The 12,143-nt window shown below is 58.7% G+C and carries 13 protein-coding genes; 9 read left to right on the plus strand and 4 right to left on the minus strand.

All coding sequences use genetic code 11. The annotated features are described in order from the left end of the window. Positions 1 to 62 precede the first annotated feature (62 nt). Both FHK95_RS11015 and FHK95_RS11020 read left to right on the plus strand, forming a co-directional pair. Positions 63 to 359 (plus strand): hypothetical protein, encoded by a 297-nt coding sequence (locus FHK95_RS11015; RefSeq protein ID WP_150304668.1) that lies wholly within the window; start codon positions 63 to 65, stop codon positions 357 to 359. Positions 360 to 415: 56 nt separating this feature from the next. Beyond that, the gene (locus FHK95_RS11020) at positions 416 to 886 is read left to right on the plus strand and encodes a metallophosphoesterase family protein (protein ID WP_150304669.1); all 471 of its coding nucleotides are present in this window, start codon (positions 416 to 418) and stop codon (positions 884 to 886) included. Here FHK95_RS11020 and FHK95_RS11025 read toward each other — a convergent pair. Both FHK95_RS11025 and FHK95_RS11030 read right to left on the minus strand, forming a co-directional pair. After that, positions 883 to 1,734: an ion transporter gene (locus FHK95_RS11025; protein ID WP_150304670.1), complete on the minus strand. Its 852-nt coding sequence runs from the start codon at positions 1,732 to 1,734 to the stop codon at positions 883 to 885. The genes FHK95_RS11020 and FHK95_RS11025 overlap by 4 nt on opposite strands. Positions 1,735 to 1,754: 20 nt before the next feature. Beyond that, positions 1,755 to 3,239, minus strand: a complete 1,485-nt coding sequence (locus tag FHK95_RS11030; protein ID WP_150304671.1) for a protein adenylyltransferase SelO — start codon at positions 3,237 to 3,239, stop codon at positions 1,755 to 1,757. A gap of 361 nt (positions 3,240 to 3,600) precedes the next feature. Here FHK95_RS11030 and FHK95_RS11035 point away from each other — a divergent pair, with 361 nt between their 5' ends. Then, positions 3,601 to 5,532, plus strand: coding sequence for an alpha/beta fold hydrolase (locus FHK95_RS11035; protein WP_150304672.1), 1,932 nt, complete (start codon positions 3,601 to 3,603; stop codon positions 5,530 to 5,532). Positions 5,533 to 5,581: 49 nt separating this feature from the next. On the opposite strand, the gene FHK95_RS11040 is transcribed toward FHK95_RS11035, so the two are convergent. Both FHK95_RS11040 and FHK95_RS11045 read right to left on the minus strand, forming a co-directional pair. Further along, positions 5,582 to 6,118, minus strand: a complete 537-nt coding sequence (locus FHK95_RS11040) for a DUF3087 domain-containing protein (protein WP_150304673.1) — start codon at positions 6,116 to 6,118, stop codon at positions 5,582 to 5,584. Next, positions 6,111 to 6,764 carry a DsbA family oxidoreductase gene (locus tag FHK95_RS11045; protein WP_150304674.1) on the minus strand — a complete coding sequence of 218 codons (654 nt, stop codon included), beginning with the start codon at positions 6,762 to 6,764 and terminating at the stop codon, positions 6,111 to 6,113. Before FHK95_RS11045 ends, FHK95_RS11040 begins: the two co-directional genes overlap by 8 nt. Positions 6,765 to 6,973: 209 nt before the next feature. On the opposite strand from FHK95_RS11045, the gene FHK95_RS11050 reads away from it, so the two are divergent. From FHK95_RS11050 to FHK95_RS11075, 6 genes are all read left to right on the plus strand, one after another. Beyond that, the gene (locus tag FHK95_RS11050) at positions 6,974 to 8,470 is read left to right on the plus strand and encodes a DUF1538 domain-containing protein (RefSeq protein WP_150304675.1); all 1,497 of its coding nucleotides are present in this window, start codon (positions 6,974 to 6,976) and stop codon (positions 8,468 to 8,470) included. After that, the gene (locus FHK95_RS11055; protein ID WP_150304676.1) at positions 8,467 to 8,823 is read left to right on the plus strand and encodes a transcriptional regulator; all 357 of its coding nucleotides are present in this window, start codon (positions 8,467 to 8,469) and stop codon (positions 8,821 to 8,823) included. The genes FHK95_RS11050 and FHK95_RS11055 overlap by 4 nt, the downstream gene beginning before the upstream one ends. A gap of 6 nt (positions 8,824 to 8,829) precedes the next feature. Then, complete coding sequence (locus FHK95_RS11060) at positions 8,830 to 9,219, plus strand: CBS domain-containing protein (protein ID WP_150304677.1); 390 nt, start codon at positions 8,830 to 8,832, stop codon at positions 9,217 to 9,219. 88 nt (positions 9,220 to 9,307) lie between these two features. After that, positions 9,308 to 9,751 (plus strand): CopD family protein, encoded by a 444-nt coding sequence (locus FHK95_RS11065; RefSeq protein WP_150304678.1) that lies wholly within the window; start codon positions 9,308 to 9,310, stop codon positions 9,749 to 9,751. A gap of 140 nt (positions 9,752 to 9,891) precedes the next feature. Then, positions 9,892 to 11,757: a cation:proton antiporter gene (locus FHK95_RS11070; RefSeq protein WP_150304679.1), complete on the plus strand. Its 1,866-nt coding sequence runs from the start codon at positions 9,892 to 9,894 to the stop codon at positions 11,755 to 11,757. 57 nt (positions 11,758 to 11,814) lie between these two features. After that, complete coding sequence (locus tag FHK95_RS11075; RefSeq protein WP_150304680.1) at positions 11,815 to 12,069, plus strand: hypothetical protein; 255 nt, start codon at positions 11,815 to 11,817, stop codon at positions 12,067 to 12,069. Positions 12,070 to 12,143 lie beyond the last annotated feature (74 nt).

Consider the following 12,143-nt stretch of genomic DNA (forward strand, 5'->3'; position numbering starts at 1 on the left):
CTGGTCCGCCTCAGATGAGATACCAGGCATTTCGGCCTGACTGCACCCACAAGGAGTACCGCATGAAGTACCGTCACCTGATTGCCTTGCTGTTTCCGTTGGCCGTTGCCCTGCCCGCCAGCGCCGAATGGCCCGAAGGCGCCAAAGCGCCCTTTGTTGCTGAATGCATCGAAGGCGCACAGGCCGCGCACAGCGCTGCCACAGCCAAGGCATTCTGCGAGTGTGCAGCGGACGAGGTCAGTAGCGAATTCAGCACCGCTGAACTGGAAGAGATGGGCAGCCAACAGGAAATCGACCCCGAAACGCGCCAACGACTGATTGATGCTTCAAAGCGCTGTGAGTCGATTTTGCAAGACTGAATCTGAAGGCAGCTGCCGGCGGACCCCAGGCTCCGCCGCAGCGGTCCGGACGCCCTATGCTTAGAGTCGGTCTGATTGCTGATACCCATGACTTGCTGCGCGATGAGGCCATCGCTTTCCTGACCGGCAGCGACCACATCGTCCATGCCGGCGACATCATGGATGAGTGGATTATCGAGAGACTCGCCACCCTGGCACCGGTCACCGCAGTGCGCGGCAACAACGACCGCGGCGAATGGGCGCAGCGGCTGCCGGAGACAGCATTCTTTACGCTGGAGCAAACGGGCATCTATATCATTCATGATCTGAAAGCGTTAACCGTCAATCCCATCGACATCGGTGCGCGCGTGGTGATCTCGGGGCATTCGCACAAACCCTCGATTACCGAACGCGCCGGTGTGCTGTACATCAACCCCGGCAGCGCAGGTCGCCGCCGCTTCAAGCTGCCCATCGCCGTGGCCGAACTAACAGTGACGGGCACTGAGGTGTCCGCACGCATCGTTGAGTTGCCCAACCCCGCCCGTTAGGCCGACTGATTGGGATCCTGCGTTTCCTCGTCCAGCCAGGTGCCACAATATTTGCAGTACCGCGCATTGCGTTCATGCTCGCTTTTACCACAACCAGGGCAGGCCTCCGCCGAGTAGCGCTCCTGGCGCAACGCATTGATCACCTCGACTGAAAACACGCCGATGGGCAGCGCAATGATCGAGTAGCCGATCAGCATGATCATCATCGAAATGAACTGCCCCAAGGGCGTGATCGGCGTGATATCGCCATATCCCACCGTCGTCAGGGTAACCACGCCCCAGTAGATCGCCTTGGGAATACTGGTAAACCCCGCTTCGGGGGGTTCGATCAGATACAACAGCGAGGAAAATATCGTAACCAGCATCAGTACCGAGAACAGAAACAACATGATCTGTCCGCGGCTGCGTGCCAGGGCGTCGAGCAACAAACGCCCCTGCCCCACCAGCGACATCATCTCCAGAACCCGGAACAGACGCAGTGTGCGCAGCAAACGGATGACCACCAGCGTCTGCGCACCGGGGAGGATCAGCGCCAACCAGGTGGGCAGCACCGCCAGCAGATCGATCACGCCGTAGAAACTTCGCAGATACAACCAGGGTTTTTCCAGGCAGTAGATGCGCAGTCCCAGCTCGATGGTAAAAAGCACGGTCACGGCCCATTCCAGCCGATAGAAAAGCACACCGAAACGCTCGTGGTAGGACGCAACGCTGTCCAGCAGCACCACGGCGACGCTGAGCAATATCAGCCCCGCCAGGGCAATATCGAAGCCTTTGGCCAGACGCGAATCCGACTCGAAGATTATCTGGAACAGCCTGGTCTTGAGTTGTCCGCCTGCAGGCTTGAGCATCCACTGTTTCCTGTGTTGAGTCAGGTCCCGCAGAAGGTACGTGCCACCACCTGTTCTGCACGCGGTGGCATAGCGTAGCGGGCATCCCCCTCATCATAGCTGCAAGGCGCTGCGAGGCGCTCGACCAACCGGTGAAACGGCTCGAAATCATCCTTGTCAGTCGCCGCCTGGATCACCTCCTCGACCAGATGATTGCGTGGAATGAACACCGGGTTCAACGCCAGCATCTCCTGTTGCCGCTCAGCTATTGGCGCTTGCTCACGGCCAAGCTGGGCCCGCCACTTCTTCAGCCATGGCTGAAGGCTTTCTGGCAGTTCAAAGATATTCGCGACGCTGGACTGATCCGGCGTCGGCCCGGCCAACTCGGCCAGACGACGGAACGTCAACGTGTAGTCGGCGCTTGCTTCGTGCATCGTTTGCAGCAGCTCGGTCACCAGTGCCTTGCTCTTCTCATTGGTACGGGTCAGCCCGAGCTTGCGCCGCATCAGATCGTCGTAGGCATCCAGATACTGCTTCTCATAGGCGTCGATTGCCTGCTGCCCGGCCAGCACCGCCGCGTCTTCATCCTCGTCGAGTAGCGGCAGCAGTGCGCGCGCCAGCCAGGCGAGGTTCCACTGGGCGATGCCTGGCTGATTGGAATAGGCGTAGCGTCCGCGCTCATCAATGGAGCTGAACACCTTGTCCGGATGGTAGGCGTCCATGAACGCACAGGGGCCATAATCCACGGTATCGCCGGATACCAGCATGTTGTCGGTATTCATTACGCCGTGGATGAACCCCAGCTGCTGCCACTCGGCAACCAGATTGGCCTGGCGTGCGATCACTGCCTGCAGCAGCGCCACATAGGGCCGTTCGGCGTTGGCTGCCGCCGGATAATGACGTTTGATGACATGGTCAGCGAGTATGTGCACCGCCTCATGATCATCGCGGGCGGCAAAATACTGAAAGGTGCCGATGCGGATGTGGCTTGCCGACACGCGCGTCAATATGGCTCCGGGCAGGCTGCGCTCGCGTCGCACCTTCTCGCCAGTCGTGACCGCAGCCAGACTACGCGATGTCGGCACGCCCAGTGCGGCCATTGCCTCGCTGACGATGTACTCACGCAGTACCGGGCCGAGCGGTGAACGACCGTCGCCACCACGCGAATAGGGCGTGCGCCCGGAACCCTTGAGCTGAATATCAAAACGTTGTCCTCGGGGATCAATCACCTCGCCTAGCAGCACTGCGCGTCCGTCACCCAGACGCGGATTCCAGCCGCCGAACTGGTGGGCGGCATAGACCGTAGCAATCGGCTCGGAGCCCGGTGCCAGCTGGTTGCCAGCGAGCACCTGCAGGGCTTCGGGCGAGTTCAGCCATTCGAGCGATATACCCAACTGCCGTGCCAGATCCTCGTTAATGCGGATCATCCGCGGCGCCTTGACGGGCTCGGGCGCCTGACGGGTATAGAAACGATCCGGCAATCGCAGGTAACTGTTATCGAATCTCGGGCTGTTGACCTGGCTCACTAATGCCTCCAGAAGACGTCAATGTGATGGTTGAATTATCCAGCGGTCCCAGGCCCGGCTTGATGCTTTCATCAATCAAGCGAAACCGCTCTAAGACGCCTATTACAGACGAGTTTACCGATAAATCAAGGATAGGCCAGCCTAGTGTGAGACGAACAACCGAGCGCTCGCCGGCAGACGGGCTGTATCCCGGTCCGACATCGCATTCCGCTGTCTGTGCCGACTGTCTCGCGAGCCTCCATTAGGACCCGGCTCACGGAACAGTTCACAAAAGTGTCCTACTCTCTGAACGATTGCTGATTATGTGTCTTCAGCCGTGGCAACGCAGCAATGGCTTTCCAACAATAAAAGAGGATTCGGCATGAATGATTATGGACAGCGCGCGGGTCTCCGCGGCGCAGCGATATCACTTCTTCTCTCCCTGTCTCTGGCCGGATGCAGCTCAGGATCCGACTCGGATAATGATAACCCTCAGCATCCCGACCCGGACCCAAACCCGGCGGAGGTATCCGAGGGCGTTTTTCTTGATAGCCCGGTGGCAGGCATTACCTACGAAACACCCAGCCAGAACGGCACCACCACCCAAGGCGGTGTTTTCACGTACCAGGAAGGTGAACCGGTGACCTTCTCACTGGCAGGTATCGAGCTTGGTTCCGCCGTCGGACAGCCAGTGCTGACCCCGAAGGATATCCTGGCAGACGCCGAACAGATCGGTGATCCCGCAGTGATCAATATGTCGCGCTTTCTGCAATCACTGGATGCCGACGGCGATCTCACCAATGGTATCGGCATCACGCCGGAGATTATCGCCGCCATCGAAGCCAACAACACCCTGGGTTCGACGATCGACTGGGCTGACACCCAAGGCTTTGAGGCGGCCATGACTGGGCCGGAGGGTTTGCTGTCGGCACTCAATGCAGAGGCGGTATTTGCCGAAAACGCGCAAGCGGGACAGCGTGAATTGCGCAGTGCGCTGCAGGCCTGGACCCATCTGCAGGACTCGCTCGACAAGCAAGCCGGCAAGCCGGTCGACCACTCCCTGCGGCCGGTACTCTTCATCCACGGCGGCGCAGGTTCCGCCTCCCAATTTGAATCACAGGCGCAGCGCTTTCTGGCCAATGGGTATCCCCGCTCGCATCTGGCCGTATTCGAATACGACACCAGCAATCCCACCGGCATCACTGATCCGGCAGTCACAGCCGAGCGCCACGCCCGACTTAATGCACTGATCGACGAGTTACTGCGCACTACCGGCGCAGAGCAGATTGATCTGATGGGTCATTCGCTGGGCACATTCGTTAGTGCAATCTATCTGGCATCGCCTCAGCACGCGGCCAAGGTGGCGCACTATGTAAACATCGACGGCCGCCCAGCGGATGCACCGCCTGGTCAGGTGCCGACCCTGGCGCTGTGGGGGCAATATGTAACCGAGGAAGTTACCGGCGCGGAAAACATCTATCCCGAGCCGGACGCCCCGGTTGGACACATTGAGGTAGCCACGTCAGCTGACTCCTTCACCCGTATGTTCCGCTTCTTCAACGACCGCGAACCGACCACCAATCAGGTTCCGCCGGCCGAGGGTGATGAAGTATGGATTGCGGGGCAGGCAAACATATTCCCGCAGAATATCGGCGCAGCGGGCACCACACTCAGAGTGTTTGAGGTCGATCCGGCGAGCGGCATCCGTCTGGCGGATATGCCGGTATATGAAACACCAATCAACAATACCGGTGAGTGGGGCCCCGTACGCGTGGTAAAAGGCTCCACCTACGAGTTCGGCCTGATCCGGGATGTCGAAAATGCCGACCATTTCTTCTATCGGGAAGGATACCTTCAGGACAGCCATTTCGTGCGTTTGAATACATCGCTACCCGGCAGCGGAGTCGGAGCTCTTCTGTCGCGCAGTCCAGCACATACGAACCTGAATATCGGCCGAGACAAGGAGCTATGGGGCGATCAGGGAGACAGTAATGATGTATTAACAGTGAACGGGACAAACCTGATAACAGCCGAAACCGCTCCGCTTCTGGACCGACTCAGCAGTCTTTTCCTGCACGATCGGGGCGCTGACCAGCAGAGTGCACCCGGAACACCTGACCCGACGCTCGGGGCGATCCCCTTTATATCCAGCGTGGATCTGTACCTGCCTGCAGCCTCTCCGCCCGATAACATTATCGCCATAGAGCTGACGCCGCGCGGTGGCGAGGGTGCTACGCAGCTGATCAACGTGCCTAACTGGCCTTCGAGTGAAGTACGTTCGATTTCTGTGCAGTTCCGCGACTATCTGCAGTAAACCCTCCTGCAATAAACCCCTACGCGCCCCACCTCGTGGGGCGCTTTCCTTACTTGACGCGCTTACCGTAGCCTTTGACGGCTTCCAGCCAGTGCGGATCCAGACGGGGTTGATCCTCGGCAAGTCCCTGCGCTTCCAGTCGCTGGCGATGCGCTTCACTCTCGACGCGAAGCTCTGCCAGGGCGCTGGTATTACCGTCAAGCTGATGCATTTGCGTCAGACCCTGATGGTAGAAACGCAAGAGCTTCATCGCCTCCGGATCATTGGCCGCCACGCCGGCTTCGACCTGGTGCATGACATTGGTCACGCTCATCAGGCTGCGTTTGAGCTGCCAGCCGTAGCGTGCAGCCGCCATGAACGGTTTGTCCCACAACAACCCGCGCACGATGAAACTGGTGAGCAGTAACCCCGTGAGCACCCCCGCCAGATTCCAGATGAAATTATTGCCACTTGGCTCGCCGAGCACCGCGACCGCCAGCGACGACAAGCTCAAGGCGGACACCACGAATATCGCCACCACAATCAGGGTACTGCGCCGTGTCTGTTTGCGGTACGCCTCCGGGTCCAGCGGCTGTATTTCAAACATTGGGCGTGCCGGAGGCGATATCCCGGAAGGCAGTGGCTAGCGCGTCAGGCTCCTGCGCCCCGGCAATCATGTACTGCTCGTTGATGATGAACGCCGGCACGCCGGTGACCCCAGCCTGCCGATAACGCTCCTCATCAGCGCGTACCGCGTCGGCATAGCGCTGCGAGGCCAGCACGGCCTTGGCCTCATCGGCATCAAGACCAATGGATTCAACACAGCGCAGCAACACCTGCTCATCGGAAACGTTTTCCGCGCGACCGAAATAGGCGTCGAACAAGGCCTGCTTCATCTGCGTTTGCTGCCCCTGCTCCCCGGCCCACTTGACCAGCCGGTGCGCATCGAAGGTATTGGCGGTGCGGCGCTGCTGCATCTTCTCGAAATTCAGGCCAAGCTCGTTGGCGATGCTGATCATATTGGCCTGGGATGCCTCCATCTCGCTTTCGCTACGGCCATATTTTCGGCTCAGCGCCTCCAGGATCGGCTCTCCTTCGCCCGAGGCGTCCGGGTTCAGTTCAAAGGCATGCCAGGTAACCGTGAATTCCAGCTCACCTTTGAGCGCAGCCATGGCGCGCTCCAGTCGAGCGTAGCCGATGGCGCACCAGGGACAGGCAATATCCGAGACGATATCGATGTGTAATGTGTTCATGAACTGCTCCGAAATGAGGGGTTGCGAGAGAGGTTTAGAACCATGGTGGCAGCTGCGAGGATCTTTGGAAACAGCGGCTTCAACCCGCCGAGCGCCCAGACCGCGGCGGCGCGCCTATCCAATTCACGACGGGGCCCTACGCGGCTTGCTGGTAGCGCCTGGTTTGCGTCAGAATCGGTGCTTTCAGGCCAACAGAATAAAAGGACAGCGTGGTCTACCTCAAAGCCTTTTCCCACGCACTCTTGCATGCCTTCAAGAACCTGCTGCCCATCATCGTGGTGGTGGTGTTCTTCCAGCTGGCGATTCTGCAGCAGGTTCCGGAAAACACCCTGAGCATGGTAATAGGCTTGGGTATCGTGGCCGTAGGTGTCGCGCTGTTCCTGCAAGGGCTGGAGCTGAGCATATTTCCCGTCGGTAAAAGCCTGTCCAACCAGTTTGCGCGTAAAGGGTCTGTGCCCATTCTGCTGGCGTTCGGATTTGCCATCGGGTTCTCCGCCGTGGTCGCAGAACCCGCATTGATTGCGGTGGCGCAGCAGGCTCAGGACATCAGCGAGGGACGGATCGATGCGCTGACGCTCAGGCTGCTGGTCGCCGTCTCAGTCGGCATGGTGATAGCACTGGGCGTGTTTCGCACTATATTCGGCTACCCGCTGCACTGGTTCATGATTGGCGGGTACATCACTGTGGTGGTGATCACCTGGTTCGCCCCGGCGGAGATCATCGGCCTCGCCTATGATTCCGGCGGCGTCACCACCAATATTGTTACCGTCCCGTTGATCGCGGCGCTGGGTATTGGTCTCGCGGCGTCCATCCGGGGCCGTAATCCACTGATGGATGGCTTTGGCCTGGTGGCGCTGGCGGTGATGGTGCCGATGATTACCGTGCAGCTTTACGGCATATTCGTATTCAGTGGAGCCGACCCAGGCGTCGAGATAATGACCACGGCGGGCGCGGACAAAGCTGCGATCTCCGGGCCGCTGAAGATGCTCCTGGATCTGGCCACCATGTTCCGCGATGTCATTCCCATCATTCTGACCATCGTGTTCTTTCAGTACGTGGTGCTACGGAAAGCGCTGGCCAACCCGGCAAAGATCCTGTTTGGCTTTCTGCTGGTAATTCTGGGTCTCTACGCTTTTGTTGTGGGCCTGAAGATGGGGCTGTTCCCGATTGGCACCTCCATGGCCGAACAGCTGATCGGGCTCGATAACTTCGCCTATGTCTACCTGTTTGCCTTCATGATCGGTTTTGCCACCACCATGGCGGAGCCGGCATTGATTGCGGTCGGCAAACAGGCCGAAGAGGCCGCATCCGGGCAGATCAACGGTAATGTCATCCGGATTCTGGTTGCCATTGGCGTGGCCATCGGCATCAGCATAGGGGTACACCGGATTATCGTCGGCGGCTCGATGCACTACTACATCATCGGCGGTTACACGCTGGTCATCATCCTGACAGCACTGGCGCCCCGGTATATCGTGGCACTTGCCTACGATCTGGGCGGCGTCACCACCTCAGAGGTCACCGTTCCCCTGGTTACGGCGTTGGGTATCGGTCTGGCCACCCATATCGAAGGACGCAATGTGCTGATAGATGGCTTCGGCCTTATTGCGTTCGCCTCCATATTCCCTATCGTTACGGTGATGGCCTACGCCATCATTATCCAATGGGTATCCGACCGTCATACTGCCAAAGAGGTTGACCGATGAAATTCTCTGCACTCATCACCATCGCTCCCGAAGACCTGGAGCAGCAGTGCATTGACTGCGCACGGGAGCTGGGCGCCGGTGGCATTACCATCATGTCTGCCCGGGGCATCAGCAACAACACACGTAAGACCTTTTTCGGCCTGACCTACGACGGCAGCCAGAGCGTACTGTTGATGGTGCTGGAAAAAAGCTTGTCGCTGGAAGTACTCAAGGCAATCCAGAAGATCCTGATGCCCACCAAGGAGGACTCTCAGGGCCTGGTGTTCACGGTGCCGCTGGACCATCTCGGGGGTATCGATCTATCCCAGTTTGAAAAATTCGAACAACATCTCAAAGAATCCGATCTGGAGTGAGCAGGCATGTTACTGGTCAATGATGTGATGGTGACTGACGTCGTCACCGTATCGCCCTTCGCTAACCTTCGTGAGGCGCTAAGCCTGATGAAGCGACACAACCTCAAATCCCTGGTGGTGGATCAACAGACCCCCCATGACGCCTGGGGGCTGATTACCTACACCAACATCCTCAAAACGGTTATTGCGGAAGGCGGCGACATCGACCTGCTGAACGTTTATGACGTGTGCGCCAAACCGGCTCTTTCCGTCGGCAAAAGCCTGTCCGTCAAACAGGTGGCCAGCTTGATGACCCAGCACCGGGTCAAGCGCATTCTGGTGCTGGACGACAACCAGTTGCTCGGCTTTGTCTCCATGGATGACATCATGTCCGCCCTGCTCGAGCAGATTGAATAACCAGTCGGAAACCGGATCCACTGCGTTTCAAGAGTGGTTTAGTTGTAGGCTGTGCGCCTCAAACGACATCAACCAGGGTTCTGATGACATGTACGGCCTTCTGATACTTCTGCACATACTCGGCGCGACGGTCTGGACCGGTGGACACCTGATTCTGGCTTTTACCATTCTGCCGAGAGTGCTGCGTGAGCGGAGCCCCGCCGAGCTGCTGCGCTTCGAGTCGGCGTATGAGCGCATCGGCTTGCCGGCGCTGATCATCCAGGTGGTCACGGGGCTTATGCTGGCTTATCAACTGGTTCCCGATCCGGCCCGCTGGGTGGATCCCAGCGACGTCACTGGGCGACTGATCGGCGTGAAGCTTCTTCTGCTGGCAACCACTGTCTGCTTCGCACTGGATGCGCGCTTGCGGGTGATCCCGAACCTGTCTGAAGCCAAACTGGTGTCCATGGCCTGGCATATCATCCCGGTCACGTTGCTCAGCGTGCTCTTCGTCGTCGTGGGCGCTTCGTTCAGAACCGGCTGGTTCTATTGAAGCTGGCGAGGCCCGGCCCACGCCGAATTAACTGCACTTGAGTTGAGAAATGGCGGAGTCGCTTCGCCACCTGACAGGTCTATCAGAGCAACGGCCTACTGAATGGCCACATCAGATCATCACCAGCAAGGATATCTCCATTGACAAACGCGACCCTGTCATTCGCGCTCATTGCCTTGATCGCCTTCGGTTGCCAGTGGTTCGCCTGGCGCGTCAAGCTCCCGGCCATTCTGTTCCTGCTCGCTGCGGGTATCGTGCTTGGCCCCTTCACGTCCCTGCTTTCCCCTGATGAACTGCTGGGCGATCTGCTGTTTCCGCTTATCAGCCTTTGTGTGGCGGTGATTCTGTTCGAGGGCAGCCTGACGCTGGATCTGAGCGAAATCAGAACGCAGCGGGTGGTCGTCCGACGATTATTGGTGGTCGGCGCAGGCGTCACTTGGGCCATCGTAGCAGTGGCCGTGCATTTCCTGTTTGGCCTTGGCTGGGAACTGAGCGTACTGTTCGGCGCGCTGACAGTGGTGACCGGCCCTACCGTGATCGTGCCCATGCTGAGAACGGTGCGACCCAACGCAAATATCTCCAATATCCTGCGCTGGGAAGGAATTCTGATCGACCCCATCGGCGCCCTGTTGGTGGTGGTGGTGTACGAGTTCATCGTGGCTCAGAGTCAGGCATCCGGGCTCGCGCACGGGTTCGTTACCTTTTTCCAGACCATCGTCATCGGCACTGTGCTGGGTATTCTGGGCGGCTGGTTCATGGGCTGGGTGCTGCAACGCGGCTGGATACCGGATTACCTGAAGAATCTCGCCACACTGGCAATGGTCACCACCGTATTCAGCGTGTCGGATACCTTTGCCCACGAATCCGGATTGCTGGCGGTCACACTCATGGGCATGTGGCTGGCCAACAAGAAGGACGTGCATATTGATGACATTCTGCACTTCAAGGAAAACCTCAGCGTCGTATTGATTTCGGGCCTGTTCATTCTGCTCGCCGCGAGACTGACCCTTGATGACATCACGTCGCTGGGCTGGGCGGCGATTATTCTGCTGCTGATCATGCAGTTCATCGCGCGCCCGGTATCAGTCTGGCTGTCATCAATAGGGTCCACCCTGAACTGGCGTGAGAAGACGCTGCTGTCGTGGATCGCGCCGCGCGGTATCGTTGCTGCAGCGGTATCAGCCCTGTTTGCAATCAGGCTGGAAGAGGCCGGGCACGAGGCCGCATCCATTCTGGTACCACTGACCTTTGTGGTCATCATCGGCACCGTGGTCTTGCAGAGCGCGACCTCCCGCGGCCTGGCCAAATTGCTGAAAGTGGCCGAGCCGGCGCCGAGCGGTTTTCTGATAGTCGGCGCCAATCCGGTTGCGCGGGCCATTGGCGCGGCACTGCAGAAACAGGAATTTCGCGTGATACTGACCGGCTCGCAGTGGGAACACATTCGCGAGGCCAGGATGGCCGGGCTGCCGACCTTTTTCGGCAATCCGGTATCAAGTTACGCCGATCACCACCTTGATCTGGTTGGCGTAGGTAAACTGCTGGCCCTCTCCCCTGATCCGGCGATGAACGTTGTGGCCGGCATGCGCTACCGCACCGAATTTGGTGATCGGAACATCTTCACGCTACTGGCGGGGGCCCAATCCGAGATTGCCGAGAAACATCAGCTGGGCTCAAAACAGCGTGGTCACACCCTGTTTACCGAGGACATGAGCTACAGCAAGTTCGCCAGCCTGCTGAGCAAGGACTGGCAGATTCGGGAGACTCTGCTCACTGACGAGTTTGGCTTCGATGACCTGCTGCGCGCCCATGACGACATCATCCCGCTGTTCGCCATCTCACCGAAGGGGCGCATAGAAGTCATGACAGCAGACACTGCCCTGCGGCCGGAGGAAGGCTGGAAAGTGCTTAGCCTGACCGGCCCCAGAACCGAGAGAAAAAAGCTCGAGGCGAAGAAAGAGGAGCATCGGGAAAACGAGGCGCAGGCCCAACCGCAACCCGATGAGTGAGCTTGAGCCGTGCTTCGCTATCCGGAACGTCTGGCTTGCCGGCCGGTCAGAGCAAGCATGGATATCAATGCTTTTATCGATTCTCTGCAATGGCCGGCCATGCTCGCGACGCTCGTCGCCGCCTATCTGGTCGGCTCGCAATCCCGTCGAAAGCGCAACTGGGGCTTTCTCTGTTTTATCTTGAGCAATGCGCTATGGATCGCCTGGGGCTGGCACGCTCAGGCGTATGCACTAATCATTTTGCAGTTCGGTCTGTTTTTGATGAACCTGCGCGGCACCCGAAAAAACGCTCCTGCCGCAGACGCGTCCTGACACCACCTGTTTAACGTCCCGTTATCCGACGCGGCGTTATGTTTATGGATTTTTTTAGTACTCTTGCTGCCCAG

Source organism: Pseudomonas saliphila, assembly GCF_008638345.1.
GTDB classification, from domain to species: domain Bacteria; phylum Pseudomonadota; class Gammaproteobacteria; order Pseudomonadales; family Pseudomonadaceae; genus Halopseudomonas; species Halopseudomonas saliphila.